This window comes from Variovorax robiniae, from assembly GCF_037889955.1.
Lineage (GTDB): Bacteria > Pseudomonadota > Gammaproteobacteria > Burkholderiales > Burkholderiaceae_C > Variovorax > Variovorax robiniae.
Map to the genome: position 1 here is coordinate 260,891 of NZ_JBBKZS010000005.1, position 16,795 is coordinate 277,685.

Annotated in this window: 20 protein-coding genes; 19 read left to right on the plus strand and 1 reads right to left on the minus strand. The window is 65.1% G+C overall.

Translation table 11 applies throughout. The annotated features are described in order from the left end of the window. Positions 1–40: 40 nt before the first annotated feature. The 15 genes from WKW79_RS14575 to WKW79_RS14650 all read left to right on the plus strand — a co-directional run bounded on the left by WKW79_RS14575 (position 41) and on the right by WKW79_RS14650 (position 11,582). Positions 41–214, plus strand: coding sequence for a helix-turn-helix transcriptional regulator (locus tag WKW79_RS14575; RefSeq protein WP_340335881.1), 174 nt, complete (start codon positions 41–43; stop codon positions 212–214). After that, positions 211–534, plus strand: coding sequence for a helix-turn-helix domain-containing protein (locus tag WKW79_RS14580; RefSeq protein WP_340335882.1), 324 nt, complete (start codon positions 211–213; stop codon positions 532–534). The genes WKW79_RS14575 and WKW79_RS14580 overlap by 4 nt, the downstream gene beginning before the upstream one ends. Further along, on the plus strand, positions 531–722 hold the full coding sequence (locus WKW79_RS14585; protein ID WP_340335883.1) for a hypothetical protein: 192 nt from the start codon (positions 531–533) through the stop codon (positions 720–722). Before WKW79_RS14580 ends, WKW79_RS14585 begins: the two co-directional genes overlap by 4 nt. Beyond that, the gene (locus WKW79_RS14590) at positions 719–1,606 is read left to right on the plus strand and encodes a toprim domain-containing protein (RefSeq protein ID WP_340335884.1); all 888 of its coding nucleotides are present in this window, start codon (positions 719–721) and stop codon (positions 1,604–1,606) included. The genes WKW79_RS14585 and WKW79_RS14590 overlap by 4 nt, the downstream gene beginning before the upstream one ends. Continuing rightward, positions 1,603–3,138, plus strand: coding sequence for a YfjI family protein (locus tag WKW79_RS14595; RefSeq protein WP_340335885.1), 1,536 nt, complete (start codon positions 1,603–1,605; stop codon positions 3,136–3,138). Before WKW79_RS14590 ends, WKW79_RS14595 begins: the two co-directional genes overlap by 4 nt. Continuing rightward, the gene (locus WKW79_RS14600) at positions 3,135–3,632 is read left to right on the plus strand and encodes a hypothetical protein (RefSeq protein WP_340335886.1); all 498 of its coding nucleotides are present in this window, start codon (positions 3,135–3,137) and stop codon (positions 3,630–3,632) included. Before WKW79_RS14595 ends, WKW79_RS14600 begins: the two co-directional genes overlap by 4 nt. Then, on the plus strand, positions 3,629–4,225 hold the full coding sequence (locus tag WKW79_RS14605; protein WP_340335887.1) for an SET domain-containing protein: 597 nt from the start codon (positions 3,629–3,631) through the stop codon (positions 4,223–4,225). The genes WKW79_RS14600 and WKW79_RS14605 overlap by 4 nt, the downstream gene beginning before the upstream one ends. Before the next feature lie 12 nt (positions 4,226–4,237). After that, entirely contained in the window at positions 4,238–4,882 is a 645-nt protein-coding gene (locus WKW79_RS14610) for an aspartyl/asparaginyl beta-hydroxylase domain-containing protein (protein ID WP_340335888.1), read from the plus strand. Between the two features lie 13 nt (positions 4,883–4,895). Continuing rightward, positions 4,896–5,576, plus strand: coding sequence for a hypothetical protein (locus WKW79_RS14615; protein ID WP_340335889.1), 681 nt, complete (start codon positions 4,896–4,898; stop codon positions 5,574–5,576). Between the two features lie 183 nt (positions 5,577–5,759). Then, entirely contained in the window at positions 5,760–6,080 is a 321-nt protein-coding gene (locus tag WKW79_RS14620) for a hypothetical protein (protein ID WP_340335890.1), read from the plus strand. Next, positions 6,071–6,334: a hypothetical protein gene (locus WKW79_RS14625; RefSeq protein ID WP_340335891.1), complete on the plus strand. Its 264-nt coding sequence runs from the start codon at positions 6,071–6,073 to the stop codon at positions 6,332–6,334. The genes WKW79_RS14620 and WKW79_RS14625 overlap by 10 nt, the downstream gene beginning before the upstream one ends. Then, positions 6,331–6,741, plus strand: a complete 411-nt coding sequence (locus tag WKW79_RS14630) for a hypothetical protein (protein ID WP_340335892.1) — start codon at positions 6,331–6,333, stop codon at positions 6,739–6,741. The genes WKW79_RS14625 and WKW79_RS14630 overlap by 4 nt, the downstream gene beginning before the upstream one ends. Before the next feature lie 928 nt (positions 6,742–7,669). Next, complete coding sequence (locus WKW79_RS14640; protein WP_340335894.1) at positions 7,670–8,461, plus strand: SDR family NAD(P)-dependent oxidoreductase; 792 nt, start codon at positions 7,670–7,672, stop codon at positions 8,459–8,461. 366 nt (positions 8,462–8,827) lie between these two features. Then, positions 8,828–10,954 carry a sensor histidine kinase gene (locus WKW79_RS14645; protein ID WP_340335895.1) on the plus strand — a complete coding sequence of 709 codons (2,127 nt, stop codon included), beginning with the start codon at positions 8,828–8,830 and terminating at the stop codon, positions 10,952–10,954. A 10-nt stretch (positions 10,955–10,964) separates the two neighbouring features. Further along, positions 10,965–11,582: a response regulator transcription factor gene (locus WKW79_RS14650; protein ID WP_340335896.1), complete on the plus strand. Its 618-nt coding sequence runs from the start codon at positions 10,965–10,967 to the stop codon at positions 11,580–11,582. Between the two features lie 6 nt (positions 11,583–11,588). On the opposite strand, the gene WKW79_RS14655 is transcribed toward WKW79_RS14650, so the two are convergent. After that, complete coding sequence (locus WKW79_RS14655; protein WP_340335897.1) at positions 11,589–12,653, minus strand: AraC family transcriptional regulator; 1,065 nt, start codon at positions 12,651–12,653, stop codon at positions 11,589–11,591. Between the two features lie 234 nt (positions 12,654–12,887). Between WKW79_RS14655 and WKW79_RS14660 the strand changes: the two genes are divergently transcribed. From WKW79_RS14660 to WKW79_RS14675, 4 genes are all read left to right on the plus strand, one after another. Further along, the gene (locus WKW79_RS14660) at positions 12,888–14,552 is read left to right on the plus strand and encodes a GMC family oxidoreductase (protein ID WP_340335898.1); all 1,665 of its coding nucleotides are present in this window, start codon (positions 12,888–12,890) and stop codon (positions 14,550–14,552) included. A gap of 220 nt (positions 14,553–14,772) precedes the next feature. After that, positions 14,773–15,744, plus strand: a complete 972-nt coding sequence (locus tag WKW79_RS14665) for a formylglycine-generating enzyme family protein (protein WP_340335899.1) — start codon at positions 14,773–14,775, stop codon at positions 15,742–15,744. Positions 15,745–15,754: 10 nt separating this feature from the next. After that, complete coding sequence (locus WKW79_RS14670; RefSeq protein WP_340335900.1) at positions 15,755–16,237, plus strand: YidH family protein; 483 nt, start codon at positions 15,755–15,757, stop codon at positions 16,235–16,237. 27 nt (positions 16,238–16,264) lie between these two features. After that, positions 16,265–16,648, plus strand: a complete 384-nt coding sequence (locus tag WKW79_RS14675; protein WP_340335901.1) for a DUF1622 domain-containing protein — start codon at positions 16,265–16,267, stop codon at positions 16,646–16,648. Positions 16,649–16,795 lie beyond the last annotated feature (147 nt).

The window sequence follows — 16,795 nt, forward strand, 5'->3', positions numbered from 1 at the left end:
GGGGTGTGCAGTGTCACAGCGGGTTATCCGGGTTGCAGAGTTGGCAACCACCAAGAGCAAGGCCGGGCTGCTGCCCGTCAGTCCCGCCACCGTATGGCGTTGGGTGCGCGAGGGCAAGTTTCCGAAGCCCTTCAAGCTCGGCGAATCGGTCACGGTGTGGGATGCAGCAGCCGTTGAAGATTTCATCGCCAAGCGCTCGGGCGGTACTCAGTGAGCGGCCAAAAGAAAACCCCGTCGGCGGCAACCGGCGGGGCCCAGAAGAATAAGCAGTCGAGCCGGAAGTCTATCGACAAAGCCACCGACGCGGAAGCGCAGCAGCGCCGCATCATCGTGGCCCTGCGCCTCGGCCCGAAGACGACGGACGATCTCCGCGCGCTCGGGTGCTACCAAGTCAGCGCCCGCATCTGGGGGCTGCGCGCCAAGGGCTTCAACATCGCCACCGATCTTTTCGACGGCTACGCTGCGGACGGCTATTCGCACTCCCGCATGGCTCGATACACCTTGATCGGCGAGCCTGAAGGCGGTGCAGCATGAACGCGGCGGACGAGAAGCGCTTCGCAACGCTTGCCGCGCAGTTTGCTCTCTGCGGCCATGCCTTGATCAAGGCCAAGCCCGACGATCAACAAGCGCCGTTCTACGCAGTTCGGTGGGGCTGGATCAAGCCGCTGGCGAGCCTCGACGCGGCGGAGCGCCTTCTGCGCAAGATCGGAGGTGGACATTGAACCCGGTCGATCAGTTCCTGACCGCGATCGAGGCGGCGGGCCTGACCGCTCCATCCGCAATCAACGGCGACGGCAAGCTGCACCGCTTCAGCCCGACCGGCAAGCGCGGTGACGATGCTGGCTGGTACGTGCTCCATCTCGACGGCGTGCCGGCCGGATCGTTCGGCGACTGGCGTTCCGGCGAGTCGCAGAACTGGTGCGCCAAGGCCGATCACAATCTGACCGAAGCGGAGCGCCAGGCGCAGCGCGATCGCGTGAAGGCCGCCCAGCGCATGCGCGATGCTGAGACGGTGCTTCGGCATGCCGAAGCTGCGGCGACCGCGCTCGCGCTCTGGGAGGCCGCAGCGCCAGCAGTTGCCCATCCCTACCTCGCGTCCAAGGGCGTGAAGCCATTCGGTATCCGCTCGGACGGGAAGCAACTCCTTATCCCGATGCGAGATGCGGCCGGCAAGCTCCACAGCCTGCAGACCATCGGTGCGGACGGTATGAAGCGCTTCCTGCCGGGCGGGCGCGTGCGCGGCTGCTACCTCGCCATCGGACGCCCCAGCGGGCGCCTGATCGTCTGCGAGGGCTATGCGACCGGCGCAACCTTGCACGAGGCAACGCACGATGCGGTGGCCGTGGCCTTCAACGCCGGCAATCTCCAGGCGGTCGCTGTGGCACTCCGCGCAAAGTATCCATGCCTGTCGATCGTGATCGCGGCGGACGACGATTGGAAGACGCCGGGCAATCCGGGCGTGACGGCGGCGAACCAAGCCGCGCAGGCGGTGGGCGGCAAGGTGGCTGTGCCGGTGTTTGCCGGCTTGCAACGCGCCGACAAGGACACCGACTACAACGATCTGCATCGGCTCGCTGGCGCTGTTCGGATCGGAGGTGATGCTTGAACGCCGGCCTCGCAGCGGTGCGGGCCGGCATTGAAACCGCCGAAGCCCCGGTCATCGACTGGCCGGAAGTCCAGCCTCTGATCTCGAAGATCGATCCGGCGCCGTATCCGATCGATGCCCTTCCCACAGCCGTCCGGCTGGCCGTCCAAGAGGTCGCGGGTTTCGTGAAAGCCCCGACGCCCATGATCGTCGTGTCGGCGCTTGCTGCCTTGTCCTTGGCGATCCAGGCTCATCATGACGCCGAGCGCGCGGAGCGGCTATCGGGACCGTGCTCGCTGTTCCTCCTCGCGATCGCCGATTCAGGCGAGCGGAAATCGACCTGTGACGGCTTTTTCACGCGGAGCATCCGCGACTATGAAGCCACGCAGCAGGAGGCCGCCAAGCCGCTCCTGACGGCCTACAAGTCCGATCACGAGATCTGGGAGGCGCAACGTTCGGGCTTGAAGGAAAAGATCAAGTCACAGGCCAAGGCCGGCAAGCCCAGCGACGCCGAAGAGCGCGAACTGCGCAATCTGGACAAGTCCGAGCCGAGGGCTCCTCGCGTTCCTCGCCTGATCTACGGCGATGCAACGCCGGAGGCTTTGACCTACTCGCTCGCCAAGCAGTGGCCGTCCGGCGGCGTTGTGAGCAGCGAGGCCGGCAGCGTCTTCGGCAGTCATGGCATGGGCAAGGATTCGGTCATGCGCAATCTGGCCGCGTTGAACCAACTCTGGGACGGTGCCGCGCTGCCGGTCGAACGTCGCAGTTCGGAGAGTTTCACGGTCCGAGGTGCCCGGCTGACGATGGCATTGCAGGTCCAGGAAGCCACCTTGCAGGCGTTTTTCGACAGCACCAAGGGGTTGGCCAGGGGAACGGGATTTCTCGCCCGCTTTCTGGTCGCTTGGCCCGAATCGACGCAGGGCACCCGCGCCTTCACGGAAGCCCCGGCGAACTGGCCAGCGCTCGCAACGTTCAATTCGCGGCTGACCGCGATTCTGAGCCGTCCGGCTCCGATCGACGAAGACGGCGCCTTGTCGCCTGCGATGCTGAAACTGTCGCCGGATGCGAAGGCTGCTTGGGTCGCCTTCCACGATCAGATCGAGGCAATGCTTTCGACCGGTGGCGAGTTGTACGACGTGCGCGACGTGGCCAGCAAGATCGCGGACAACGCGGCGCGACTGGCAGCGTTGTTCCATGTCTTCGAAGGCAGCGTCGGCCCGATCAGTATCGACGCCATGGACTCAGGGGCTTGCATCGCGGCGTGGCACTTGAACGAGGCGCGGCGGTTCTTGGGCGAACTGGCGATGCCGGCTGAGCTGGCGAACCCGACGCGGCTCGAAGCGTGGATGCTGGACTACTGTCGGCGCGAGAAAACGGACAAGGTTCCCACGCGCGAGGTCCAGCGATGCGGCCCCGGCGGCCTGCGTGACAAGGCGGTCTTCATGGAGGCGGTCAAGGAACTGGAGGAACTGGGCCGGGCTCGGGTCGTGCAGGAAGGCAAGAAAAAGCTCGTACAGATCAACCCGCTGGTGTTGTCGGGGGTGTCGCCATGAGCCTCGCCGACCTGATGCGCAAAGGCAGTTTGAGGGCACTTGCGACAGTGACAGTTGCGACAGTTGCGACAGAAGAGCAGGAAATGGCCTCAACTGTCGCAGAAGTCGCAACTGTCGCAGTCGCAAAGTCTCCGGACGCAAAAGCCGCGAACGATCCCGCGCCCGATCTTGACCGTTGGTGCTGGCCAAACAGCGACGCCATGAACACGGTGGAAATCGACACGTTCACGTTGCGCGTGGTGCTGTTCACCGAGCGCGGGCTGATGCCGGCAGGTGCGGAAGCGCTGGCCGAAAAGCTCATGAAGCGCGACCGCGAAGGCGACGATCGTCGTACTTGCATCGAATGCGTGAATCTCGGCGGCCGGGCTGGATCAAGTCGATGCAGTGCTTGGCGGTCTGCTGGCCTGGGCGTTCAAGCCATTCCTTCGGAGTGGGTGACGTTGCCACAGCGATGCGCAGCGTTTGTCGATCGCAGGAAGGGCGGTGCAGCATGACTAAGCATTCGCGACAACGTATGCGCCAAAGCGTCGAAAACGGGGCGGGGAAACGCGGACCAAGGCGGGCGAAAGCCGAGTTTTTGCCCCTCCTCTCGCGGGCGGGCGAAGTCGCATCAGACCGCATCGATTTCCTTCTGATGCTGGCCGAGGCCGGCTTGACCGAGGAATGGATGCAGTCGATCACCAATCAGACCGCTGACCTCATTCCGATGCCGGCAGGCTTCGAGCATGTGTCGGTGCGGAAGTCGCCCGTCGCCGGTGTGGGGCTCTTCACGAACCGCTCGATCGGTGCCGGCGAACTGATCGCTCCGGCACGGAGGGATCGCATGCGCGCCCCACCCGGGCGCTATACGAATCACGCCAGGCATCCCAACGCCAGGATGGTCTTGCTCAACCAGAGCGACAACACCAGCGATATGGATCTGGTTGCGACGCGCCAGATCGAGGCAGGAGACGAGGTCTTCATTGACTACCGACAGATCGGCGCGATTCAGGGCTTCGCGTTCGACAGGGAAAAGGGCCTGGCCTACCTGCGAGCAAGGCTACGGCGCGACGACGGCTACCGACACCTTGAATCAACCATTTTTTAAAGAGGAACCTGTATGAAGAACTTTCAAAAGATCGCCGAGGGCTGCAACGTCTTGCCGCTGATGTGCGCCGTTCAACAAAGGCCCGAGTTGTGGAACCAGAACACGCTCCGCACCACGCACCCGGGCACGCCCCATACCGAGGTATCGGACATCTGGCTGCGGTTCAATGACATGCAGAAGGCCGCCGCGACCGGAGATGCTGCGTACGTCATGGACGAGCACGAGTCGATCGACTATCCGGCCTTTGGCCAGTTGCCGCAGGCGCGGCCGCTCATTCTTGGCCTGATGGCCACGGTATCGGGCGAGCGTCTCGGCCGTTGCCTGATCACGAAGCTCGCACCCGGCGGGAAGATTGCCCCGCACGTCGATGGAGGTTCGCACGCTGCCTACTACGAGCGCTTCCACATCGTCCTTCATGGCAAGACCGGCTCTCTATTCCGTGCGGGGGACGAGGTGGTCGAGATGAAGACCGGCGACATCTGGTGGTTCGACAACAGCCAAGAGCATGAAGTCGCCAACGGAAGCGACGACGACCGGGTGCATCTGATCGTCGATGTGCGTTGTCCAAAGATCCCCATGGAGAGCCGGGCTTCAACGCCAGGCGTGATCAGTCCCGACGGCTATGGCTGGGTAGACGCAGGCGGCTCGAATGGCTGAGAAGAGGAAGGGGATGACAGCCCCGGCTGCGGCTGCCGATCCGAAAACTCTGCAGATCGTCACGAACCCTGAAGAGACGATGGCGCAGTCGCTCGGCCGGGCGTCGATCAAGCCGGCCGTGAACGCTGCAGTCGCCATGCAGCCCTATCAAGGCTTCCTCGGCGAGGATGTCAACTTGATGGCGACGATCGAGGCAATCCGCAGCAGCACGGATCGGATCAAGGGCGGCGACCTGTCGGACCTTGAAGCCATGCTGACCGGGCAAGCGGTGGCTCTGCAAACCATCTTCACCAGCTTGGCGCGACGCGCGCAGGCGCAGACATATCAGCGCAACCTCGAAGCGTTCTTAGGGCTGGCGCTCAAGGCGCAAGCACAGAGTCGGGCGACGATCTCGGCGCTGGTAGATCTGAAATACCCGCGCCAGGTGGCTTTCGTGAAGCAGGCCAACATCAGCAATGGGCCGCAGCAGGTGAACAACGGCGCGACCGCTGCCGTCTTCGACCAATCCGCGCAGGCGCGCGCACACGGGAGAGAAAGCCAACTCCCGGAAATCAAAGAATTGGAGGTGAGCGATGGCCAATGGTTGGACACCGGAACGAAGGGCACGACAGGCAGAACTGATCCGCACCTGGAAGCCGTGGGAAAAGGCGACCGGGCCAACAAGCCCCGAAGGAAAAGCCAAGGTCTCGCGTAACGCCTACACCGGCGGGCACTGGTTGATCCTGCGCAAGCTCGGTAGGCTGATGGACGAGATGCAGCGCCGGAAGCGCGACGGACTGCCGTAGTCCACGCGCGCCCCACGATGCGTGAATAGTTGACAGTGACACTCGCTAACCCTTAGCAGAACGTTACATGGCGGCCTGCAAACTCCCCCGCCATGCAAAAGAATCTGACTTTTCACCGATTGCCTGGGCCAATCCGTCTCGTGGCTCTGTCTGGCGTTTTGCTTTGCATGTTGGCGGGCTGTGCGTCCAACTCCGGCGTGATCCCAACCGGGAGCGGCGGCTTCTTGATCGCCAAACAAGCGGCAACAGGTTTTCCGGGCATGGGCAATCTGAAGGCGGAGGTGTATCAAGCCGCCGTAGCCCACTGTGGAAAGGACAAGAAAGAGATGGAAGTGACGACCTACACAGAATCACAACCGCCATTCATCTTCGGAAATTACCCGCGCGCAGAGGTCGCATTCAAATGCGTTTGATCTTGCTTGCGGGTGTCGTCGCCGTTTCGGCGTGCACGACCGCGACTCCTGTTCAGCCAGTTGGCAAGGACCGCTTCATGCTGGCGTCGACGGTACGCGGCGGCCTGACTACTGACGGGCAGATCAAGGCTGAATTGCTCGACCGCGCCCGCGCCTTCTGCGGGAAGAAGGAAATGGTGCTGGAGTCATCCAGCTCTGGCGGCTCGCAAGGGTGGACACCACAGACCGCTGAGGTACTTTTCAAGTGCGAATGATCATCCTCGCATCTGCCGTGATGCTGGCCGGTTGCGCGCAGACAAACTATCAGGTCTACGCGGTGAAGTACGCGAGCAGCCAGATCAAGAAGACCAAGGAGGTGCTTGGGCTGCCGGATGCCAAGGGCTTGGTCATAGTCGTCAACCTTGGCGAGCGGACGCTAAGAGATCCTGACATTGCCGTCGGTCGCTTGGGCAACGCCCTGAGGCGTCACACGAACACCCTGCATTCCTACTTCTATTTCGCGCCCTTCGCCGATCCAAAAATCGTCGGCCCCTCGGTCTGCTTGTTTGGCGGTATAGGCAACGCGGCCGGCGGAATCGAACACGCGCTACTTGAGAGCTTGGGCACTGGCTGGGTCAATTTCAACGACGACGGGCAACCGTTCAAGATCGTGCGGCGCTGAAGCCGTGGCAAGCAGACCACGCTCGCGAATTTGCCGGTACTTTTGTCGGTATGTTTGCGGTTTCACTTAGCCAAACTTAACATCCATGCGGGTTACAGCCCGATTTTCGATTCCTGTCGAGGCACCACGGCACCACATCACGGTGTCTTACCAAGCATCAAAAACCCGCACGCTCCCCAGCGTGGCGGGTTTTTTCTTTGCATCAGGCCGTCAGTCCATGAGGCGAAGACGCTCAGGCTGAGGCTGCGACGCTCGCCACCCAGGTCGTCCGGCTCAGTCTCCATCGCGCCAGCCGCGGCGCTCGCCATGACGCTCGTATTCGCGCCGTTCCCATTCACGGTGATGCCAGCGGCGGCCGCCATCCCATTCGCGTCGATATTCTTCCCGATACCTGGGTTCGTAGCCGACGGCAGGAGCGTAGGCGACAGGGGGCGCGGGGCGATAGTAGACAGGTGCGGGTTGATACACGGGCGCGGCCTGGTACACCGGCGCAGGACGGGAATACACCGGTGCTGGCGGGTAATAGACCGGCGCGGGCTCTGCGACTCCAACCTCCAGGCCAGGCAAGGAAACGCCGACGGACCAGGTCGTGTGTGCGCTTGCCGAAGCGGCCCACCCGAGCGCCGCGAAGGCGACAGCTCCGCCAATTGCCAACCTGACCAACACCGAGCGACTTGCTTGCATCACGAATCTCCTGTTCGAGGCACCTGCCCCGTGTCCATCAAACGCTGTTGCCAGGGCCCGGGTGGACGGCGGGTTTGCAAAGCTGACGTAAACGCGGACCGGACCGATCGGACCCGCAGTGAAGAGAGCATGAGCACCCGTGCGCCATCCCCGCGATTCATGTCCCGGCATCTCAGCGCAGAATCCACGGCGCCGGCCTCGCCAGGCATCCACCCTCCCCCACTTCAACGACCCCAGAACAACCATGACAGAACGCAAGGCAGCCATCGTCACAGGCTCCGCAACCGGCGTCGGCGCCGCAACGGCCCTCGCATTGGCGCGTCGCGGCTACGACGTGTTGATCAACTATTCCCGCAGCGAGCGAGAAGCCAAGGAATCCGAAGCGGCCTGCCGCGAGGCCGGGGCCGACACCCTGCTGGTGTGCGGCGACATCTCCGACGATGCCGCATGCCGCGCGATGGCCGAGGCGGCGATGGCACGCTGGAAGCGCATCGACGCGCTGGTCAACAACGCGGGCATCACCTCCTTTGCCGGCTCGACCAACTGGGATGCGCTGGACACGGCAACCTTCCATCGCATCCTGGACGTGAACGTGATCGGCGCGTTCCAGATGGTGCGTGCCTGCATGGCGCACCTGAAGAAGTCGTCCAACGGCTCGATCGTCAACGTGTCCTCGATCGCGGGGGCGCTGGGCATCGGTTCCTCGATCGCCTACATCGCCTCCAAGGGCGCGGTCAACGCCATGACGCTGAACATGGCCCGCTCGCTGGCGCCGGAGATCCGGGTGAATGCGGTGTGCCCCGGGATGATCACGACGCGGTGGTTCGTCGATGGCATCGGCGAGGAGAACTTCCAGAAGCTGAAGGCGCAGTACGAGCAGTCGACGCCGCTCGGCCGGGCCTGCTCGGCGGAGGACGTGGCCGAGGCAGTGCTGTGGCTGACCGAAGGCGCCCGCACGGTCACGGGCGAGCTGGTGCTGCTGGATTCGGGCACGCACCTGGGTCGTCCGCCGACGGTGGTGCAGGCCGCGAAGTAGTGCGGAAGGACCGGCAGAAGGCAAGGCCTTCGGGCCGCGCCAGACAGACGAGCGGTGCTTGCGTGGCTACCGGATTTCGTCGATTCTCGCGAATGAAATAACTATTTTTTACATTCATGGAAATGCAGTTGACGCTTACGTCAAACGGCTACATTACGGGCCTCCCACCGACCCCGATGTCCGATTTCCAGCGCGACGACATCCCGTGAATTGACGGCATCCATGACCCCTTCGATCCAGTGCCGGGCCCTTCCCGTGCCCGGTTCGCCCCATGGTGTCATGGTGCACCTCGTCTTCCTCCTGCTTGCCTGTTGCCTGTTGCCGAGCGCGGCGGCGGCCGCTGAGCCCACGGGTCGAAACGTGCTCGTGCTTTTTTCCGGCGACCGGCAGTCGGCGGCCAACGCCGAGATCGAGCGCGGCCTGCGCGAGAGCTTCGGCGACCCGATCGACCGCGAGGTCGACTTCTTCACCGAATTCCTCGACGAGAGCGCCTTCGCCGGCGAGGCCTACGAGCAGACCGTCACCACCTACCTGCGCGACAAGTACGTGCAGCGCAAGCCCGAAGTCATCGTCGCCGGCGGCTGGCCCGCGCTGGATTACCTGCTGCGGCAGCGCGCCGTCTTGTTCCCTGATGTGCCGCTGGTGCATGTCGCCGTCTCCCGCGGCGCCATCGCCACGGCGCAGCCGCTGCCGGCCCATGTCGTTGGCGTGCCGGTGGACGACGACTTCGGCGGCACCATCCGGCAGGCACTGCAGTGGCATCCCGCGGCACGGCGACTGGTGGTGGTGACCGGCGCTGGCACGGGCGATCGGCGGCAGGCGGCCGACACACGCGCGACCATCGCCAGGCTCGACCTGCACCTGCCGGTCGAATACCTCTCCGGCCTGCCGGGCGATGACCTGGCCAGGCGCCTGCGACAGCTCGGCGCCGACACCGTGGTCTTCACGCCCGGCTACGAGCAGGACGGCGATGGCCGCACCTTCCGCATCCGCGAATCGGCCACGCTCATCGCCGAAGCTTCGCGGGCGCCGGTCTACGCCCCCTACAGCGCACTCATCGGCACGGGCATCGTGGGCGGGCTGATGCCGTCCTGGTTGGAAATGGGGCGACAGGCGGCCCGCGCCGTCGACGGCCTGCTGGACGGCATGCTGCCCGAGGCGCTCGACCTGCCGGCCAGCGTGCCGGTGCACCTGCAAGTCGACTGGCGGCAGGCGCGCAAATGGGGCCTGCCCGCCGACACCCTGCCGGCCGATGCCATCGTCCATTTCAGGGCGCCGACCTTCTGGGAGCGGTACCGCGACCAGGCGCTGTTCCTGTCGGGCGTGGGGGTGCTGCTGGCCATGCTGATCACCGCCCTGCTGCTCGAATGGCGCCTGCGCCGGCGTACCGTCACGGCGCTGGCCGAAAGCGAGCGGCGCATGAACCTCGCGGCGCGCGCGGCGAGGCTGTCGATGTGGATCTGGGATGTGGGGCGCGAGAGGATCTGGCCGCTCGCCGACCTGCGCCAATACGTCGGCCAGTCGAAGGAAACGCCGGTCCGCTTCGACCGCGTGCTGGACACGGTGCATCCGGCCGACCGCGAAGGCGTCGACCAGGCCGTGCGGCGCGCGGTGGCGCAGGACGTGGAAGTCGACGTCGAATACCGCGTGCTGGAGCCCGGCGGCGGCGTGCGCTGGATCGCCGCGCGCGGCCGTGCCGAAGCCGGCTCCGACCATCGCATGACAGGCGTGGCGCTCGACATCACCGCCCGCAAGGAGGCCGAGCTGCAGGCCGAGAAGGACCGCGCGGCGCTGACGCACATGACCCGCGTGTCGATGATGGGCCAGATGTCGGCCTCGATCGCGCACCAGCTGAACCAGCCGCTGGCGGCCATCCTCGGCAACGCGGAAGCCGCGCGCAAGATCCTGCGGCACGCGCAGCCCGACCTGGCGGAGGTGCGCGCGATCTGCGAGGACATCATCAGCGAGGACCGGCGCGCGGCCGAGATCATCCGGCGCCTGGGCGCGCTGTTCAAGCACGGCGAGATGCACTTCGCGCCGCTCGGCCTGAACGAACTGGTGACCGAGACACTGGAACTGGTGCGCACCGAACTGACCCGCCGCCATGTCAGCACCGCGACAGAACTGGCGCCCTGGCTGCCGCTGGTCGAAGGCGGCCGGGTGCAACTGCAGCAGGTGCTGCTGAACCTCATCCTCAACGCCGCGGACGCCATGAACGAGGTCGACGTGTGCCGGCGCAGGCTGACGATCCGAACCGAATGCGACGACACCCACGTGCGAGTCCATGTGATCGACCGCGGCACGGGCATCGACGCCCGGGACATCCGCCACGTGTTCGATCCGTTCTGGAGCACCAAGACCGGCGGTACCGGCATGGGCCTGGCCATCTGCAAGTCGATCATCACGGCCCACCGTGGCACGCTCAGCGCCGGCAACAACATCGAAGGCGGCGCCACCTTCGTTGTCACATGGCCGTTGCGGCAGTCGGGTTGAATGCAGATCCATGGAAGCACTGCCTGAAATGGAAACCGTGTTCCTCGTCGACGACGACCCGGCCGTGTGCAAGTCGCTCGCGCGCGTGTTGCGCGGGGAGGGATGGCGGGTCGACAGCTTCGCCTCCGCGGAGGCCTTCCTCACGCGGCCCGACCCGCACTCGCGCGGCTGCATCGTGCTGGACGTGACGATGCCGGGGCTCGACGGTCTCGAACTTCAGCGCCGGCTCGTGGAGACCGGGCACCCGCTGCCCATCGTCTTCCTCAGCGGACACGGCGACATTCCCATGACCGTGCAGGCCATCAAGGCCGGCGCCGCCGACTTCCTCACCAAGCCGGTCAATGCGCAGGACTTGATCGATGCCGTGCGCAACGCCATGGCACAGGACACGACGACACGCCAGGCCCATGCCGACGCCGCCGCCTGCGAGGCCCGGCTGGCCACGCTGACCACCCGCGAGCGCGAGGTGCTCGCCGCCGTGGTCAAGGGTCGCCTCAACAAGCAGATCGCCGACGACCTCGGCATCGTCGAGCAGACCGTCAAGTTCCATCGGGCGCGGATCATGGAGCGCATGCAGACGCGGACGGTGGCGGAACTGATGCACGTGGCAGCCAAACTCGGCTGGTGAGGGGGTTCAGCCGGGCCGGCGGTAGTACGTCGTCGGCTGGTTCGTCCACTTCCGGAACGCCTTGCGGAAGTTCGACACGTCCGAGAAGCCGGTTCGCTCGGCGATCTCGCCGACCGACAGTTCGGTGCGCTCCAGGAACTCGATGGCCAGGCGCTTGCGCACGCCGTCGATGATGTTCTGGTAGCTGGTGCCGGCCTCGAACAGGCGGCGGTGCAAGGTCCGGGTCGACAGGTGCAGCCGCTCGGCCATCTGTTCCGCGCGGGGCAGGCCGCCCACCGCGTTGAGGCAGATTTCCTTGATGGTCAGCACCAGCGGGCTTTCGTCGACATAGGCCTCCAGCATGCGGCTGCAGAAGGTCGACGACACCTCGGCCGTGATCGGGTTGGCATTGGGCAGCGGCAGGTCGAGCAGGCGGGCGTCGAACTGCCACTGCATCGCCGGCGCATCGAAGCTGACCGGGCAGCGGAGGATGGCCTCGTAGTGCGCTGCGCTGGCTGGCGCCGGATAGGGCAACTGAAGGCGCAGCGCCTCGAAGGGCCGCTCCAGCACGCGGCTGATCAGCATCTGCATCGAGCTGAACCAGAACTCCGTGACCAGCGGCAGCAAGGGCCCCAGGTCGGTGTAGCCGTGGCCCTCGAAGATGGCGACCTTGCCCTCGACCCGGAAGCTCTTCTCGATGACCGGGCCGGCCAGGCGCACGTGCTTGATGCCGAAGTCGATGGCCTCGCCGAAGGTCGCGCTGCTGAGGAGCGCATAGCCATAGACACCGAAGTCGGACAGGCGCTGGCGCTGGCCCGCCAGCAGGCCCACCGCCGGGTCGTTCGAAAGCTGCTGCACGTTGCCGAAGAGCGCGATCTTCTGCCGGTGCGAGATGCGGGCCTCGGGGTCGGAGATGGCCTGGGAAGCAATGCCGGTCCCCGCGAAAAGCGCCTCGGCGCCGACGCCCTGCCCAGCCATGGCGTCGACCACTGCATTGAGGCCGAGCATGCTGTGCAGGGGACGGTCCAGGTCGCTGGTCTCGCGGATGGTGATTCGCCGCGCGGGAGCCAGATAGGCGAAGGATTTGCGCACGATCGGATCAGATTGTGTTGAGTCTTGGCGGATTTTCACCCGAATGTGGCCGAGATGAACCTAGGCGCGACCCCCGGTGCCACCCTAAATTCGCCAAGGCTCGTGCCATCGGTAGTTTCCGCAGCGATGGTTTCCCGCGTCAGCGCTTGTTTCCGACCGGCCCGGCCTTATTCTCCGCACCGCTTTTCCAAGGCACCCGAGCACCGATTCCCCAAAGAGAAATGAGAGACAACCATGAGCATTGAAGAGTTTGACTATGTCGTCGTTGGCGGCGGTTCGGGCGGATGCGTGGTCGCATCGCGATTGAGCGAGGACTCCGCGACCACGGTCTGCATGCTGGAAGCCGGCGGCCCGGATTCGAGCGTGATGATCCACGCGCCACTGGGCGTGGTGACGATGCTCCCGCGCGCCTTCAACAACTGGGCCTATGAAACCGTCCCGCAGAAGGGCCTGAACGGCCGCAAGGGCTACCAGCCGCGCGGCAAGACGCTGGGCGGCTCCAGCTCGATCAACGCCATGGTCTACATCCGGGGCAACCGCTGGGACTACGACCACTGGTCGTCGCTGGGCAACGCCGGCTGGTCCCACGAGGAAGTCCTGCCTTACTTCGTCCGCGCCGAGAACAACGAGACGCAACGCAACGATCCGCTGCACGGCACCAGCGGCCCGCTCAACGTGGCCGAACTGCGCAGCCCGAGCCCCATCAACCGGGCCTTCCTGGAGGCCTGCCAGCAGCAGGGCATCCCGCTCAACAAGGACCTCAACGGCGCCGAGCAGTTCGGCGCGGGGATGTACCAGGTGACGCAGAAGAACGGCGAACGCCACAGCGTGGCCAAGGGCTACATCACGCCCAACCTGTTCCGCCCCAACCTCTCGGTGCGCACGAACGCGCTGACCTCGTGCATCCTGTTCGAAGGCAAGCGCGCCGTCGGTGTCGCCTACACCCAGGACGGCGTGGAGAAGCAGGTGCGCGCACGGCGCGAGGTCATCCTTTCGTCCGGTGCCTTCGGCTCGCCGCAGATCCTGCTGATGTCGGGCGTGGGCCCGGCAGCGGACTTGCAGAAGCTCGGCATCCCGGTGGTGCAGGACCTGCCCGGTGTCGGCGAGAACCTGCAGGACCACATCGACCACGTGCAGAGCTACAAGACGAAGTCGCCGAACGAGACCTTCGGCCTCTCGCTGCGCGGCGGCATGCGCGTCATCTCGGCCATCTCCGAATGGCGGAAGCAGCGCACCGGCATCGTGACCTCCAACTTCGCCGAGTCCGGCGGCTTCGTCCGCTCCTCGCCCGAGGTGAAGGTGCCCGACCTGCAACTGGTGTTCGTGGTCGCGGTGGTGGACGACCACAGCCGCAAGATGCACATGGGCCACGGCTATTCATGCCACGTCGACCTGCTGCGCCCCCACAGCCGCGGCACCGTGAAACTGGCCAGCCGCGATGCCACCGTCGCACCGGTGATCGACCCCAAGTTCCTGGACGACGAGCGCGACCTCGACATCCTGGTCAAGGGCGTGCAGTTGCAGATGGGCATCCTGGAGGCGCGCCCCTTCGACAGCTACCGCGGCAAGATGCTCTACAAGGTGGACCGCAACGACGTGGCCGCGATCAAGGAAGACATCCGCAACCGCGCCGACACGCAATACCACCCGGTAGGAACCTGCAAGATGGGCCCGGCCAGCGATCGCATGGCGGTGGTGGACGAGCAATTGCGCGTGCGCGGCCTGCAGGGCCTGCGCGTGGTCGACGCCTCGATCATGCCGACGGTCGTCGGCGGCAACACCAATGCGCCGACCGTGATGATCGCGGAGAAGGCGGTGGACATGATCCGCGGCGTGCCGGCGCAGGCCAGCGCAGGCGCCAGCGTGCAGCCCGCCGCAGAGGAAGCCGTGGCCGCCTGACGCTTCGCGCCTCGGCGCCAGCCTCACGAAGCAGCCCCCGTTGCCTCGCAGCGGGGGCTGCTTCACATGGGCCGGACCTGCACCAAAGGCCAGTAGCCGCGGCCACCTCTTGAGGTACAACATCCGCTTTGCCATTGACGATGCGATGAGCGGGCGGCAACCTACGCCCATCGATTGCATGACGCATCAGCTACCAGGGACTTTTGAATTGAACGATCTCGTGAAAGCAGCCCCCCCGAAGGCGACGGCGCATGCGGCGCCCGGCGACAACATGGTGTGGATTCCGGGCGGTACCTTCCGCATGGGGTCGGACGATCACTACCCGGAAGAAGCACCCGCGCATCGCGTGGCCGTGGACGGCTTCTGGATCGACCGGCACACGGTCACCAACGCCGAGTTCAAGCGCTTCGTCGATGCCACCGGCCACGTCACGCTGGCCGAGCGGCCGGCCAATGCGGCAGACTATCCGGGCGCCGACCCTGCCTTGCTCGTGCCGTCCTCGGTGATGTTCCAGAAGGCCGCGCAACGCGTGGACCTCGGCAACCACCACAACTGGTGGACCTATGTGGCCGGCGCCAACTGGAAGCATCCGCGCGGGCCCAAGAGCGGACTGCAGGGGCTGTGGAAGCACCCGGTGGTGCACGTGGCCTTCGAGGACGCGCAGGCCTATGCGACATGGGCCGGCAAGGAACTGCCGACCGAGGCCGAATGGGAGTTCGCCGCGCGCGGCGGACTCGACGGCGCCGAGTACGCATGGGGCGACGAACTGACGCCCGGACGCCGCCACATGGCCAACACCTGGCAAGGCGAATTCCCGTGGCAGAACCACCTGGAAGACGGCTATGAATGGACGGCCCCGGTGGGTTCGTTCCCGCCCAACGGCTATGGCCTCCACGACATGACCGGCAACGTCTGGGAATGGACCACCGACTGGTACCAGGACCACGGCAAGATCGCGCACCCCTGCTGCACGCTGACCAACCCGCGCGGCGGCACGGCGGAGGACAGCCCCAACCCCAGCGCGTCGGCCGGCCTGCGCATTCCGCGCAAGGTCATGAAGGGAGGCTCGTACCTCTGCGCACCCAACTATTGCAAGCGCTACCGGCCCGCTGCGCGCATGCCGCAGGACATCGACACTTCGACCTGTCACCTCGGCTTCCGCTGCATCTCGCGCGCCCCGGGTCCCGCATAGAGGCTGACGCATGGACGGACAGCGCGACGCCACCCCGACCCGCCCGGCATCCGGCGGGTCCGCAGAAGACAAATCCACCGAGCTGTCGTCGCGCCGCACCGGCATGTCCTTCCAGCGCACGCGCATGAGCGCGGACCGCACGCTGATGTCGGTGATCCGCACCTCGCTGTCGCTGATCGGGTTCGGCTTCACGATCTTCCAGGTGTTCCAGAAGGCGCACCAGGCGGACCTGCTCAAGAGCAGCACGGCGCCCCGCAATTTCGGAGAGACGCTGGTGTGGCTTGGCCTGGCGATGCTGGTGCTGGGCATCCTCTATCACATCGGCTTCATGCGCGGCCTGCGCAAGGAGCGCGCGCTGCTGCATGCACAGGGGCTGGTCCATGCGGAGAGCCATTTCCCGGTCTCGATGACCTTCATCATCGCGATCCTGTTGCTGGCCCTCGGACTCGTGGCCGTCCTGGGCATGAGCTTCAACATCGGTCCGTTTCACTAGCAACATTGGCAAGACGAGGACGCGCAGATGGAACTGGAACACCTGGAAATCTCGCTGCGCGAGATTGCACACCTCATTTCGCTCGTGATCGAAACGTTCGCGGTGCTGTTCATCGCGATCGGCGCGGTCGCGGCCCTGGTGCAGATCGTGCGCGTGGGGATCTGGAAGCACGCCGACAACGCCGGCTACCAGCGGCGTGCGGTCTGGCTTGGCTTTGCACGATGGCTGATGGCGGCGCTCACCTTCCAGCTGGCGGCGGACATCGTCAACACATCCTTCTCACCCACCTGGGAACAGGTGGGACACCTGGCCGCGGTCGCGGTCATCCGAACCTTCCTGAACTATTTCCTCGAGCGCGAAGTGGAGGAAAAGAACGAAATGCAGGAAGGCTTCAAGAAGCGTTCCGATTGATACATCGGTAACCCCCGCTCGCGTCAATCGACTCATCCCGAACCTCTTCGGCGGGCCCGCGCGCACGGCCCTGCGCTCCCTTAAAAACACCTGACCGTATCAGTAGGAATTTGTCACTCAATTGTTTCATTGTCTATTTTCTTCGCA

What these genes read in the sequence shown, in the direction of transcription:
- WKW79_RS14585 (WP_340335883.1), top strand. Translation starts at nt 531, where the DNA reads ATGAACGCGGCGGACGAGAAGCGCTTCGCAACGCTTGCCGCGCAGTTT.
- WKW79_RS14600 (WP_340335886.1), top strand. Translation starts at nt 3,135, where the DNA reads ATGAGCCTCGCCGACCTGATGCGCAAAGGCAGTTTGAGGGCACTTGCG.
- WKW79_RS14605 (WP_340335887.1), top strand. Translation starts at nt 3,629, where the DNA reads ATGACTAAGCATTCGCGACAACGTATGCGCCAAAGCGTCGAAAACGGG.
- WKW79_RS14610 (WP_340335888.1), top strand. Translation starts at nt 4,238, where the DNA reads ATGAAGAACTTTCAAAAGATCGCCGAGGGCTGCAACGTCTTGCCGCTG.
- WKW79_RS14615 (WP_340335889.1), top strand. Translation starts at nt 4,896, where the DNA reads ATGACAGCCCCGGCTGCGGCTGCCGATCCGAAAACTCTGCAGATCGTC.
- WKW79_RS14620 (WP_340335890.1), top strand. Translation starts at nt 5,760, where the DNA reads ATGCAAAAGAATCTGACTTTTCACCGATTGCCTGGGCCAATCCGTCTC.
- WKW79_RS14625 (WP_340335891.1), top strand. Translation starts at nt 6,071, where the DNA reads ATGCGTTTGATCTTGCTTGCGGGTGTCGTCGCCGTTTCGGCGTGCACG.
- WKW79_RS14630 (WP_340335892.1), top strand. Translation starts at nt 6,331, where the DNA reads ATGATCATCCTCGCATCTGCCGTGATGCTGGCCGGTTGCGCGCAGACA.
- WKW79_RS14640 (WP_340335894.1), top strand. Translation starts at nt 7,670, where the DNA reads ATGACAGAACGCAAGGCAGCCATCGTCACAGGCTCCGCAACCGGCGTC.
- WKW79_RS14650 (WP_340335896.1), top strand. Translation starts at nt 10,965, where the DNA reads ATGGAAGCACTGCCTGAAATGGAAACCGTGTTCCTCGTCGACGACGAC.
- WKW79_RS14660 (WP_340335898.1), top strand. Translation starts at nt 12,888, where the DNA reads ATGAGCATTGAAGAGTTTGACTATGTCGTCGTTGGCGGCGGTTCGGGC.
- WKW79_RS14670 (WP_340335900.1), top strand. Translation starts at nt 15,755, where the DNA reads ATGGACGGACAGCGCGACGCCACCCCGACCCGCCCGGCATCCGGCGGG.
- WKW79_RS14675 (WP_340335901.1), top strand. Translation starts at nt 16,265, where the DNA reads ATGGAACTGGAACACCTGGAAATCTCGCTGCGCGAGATTGCACACCTC.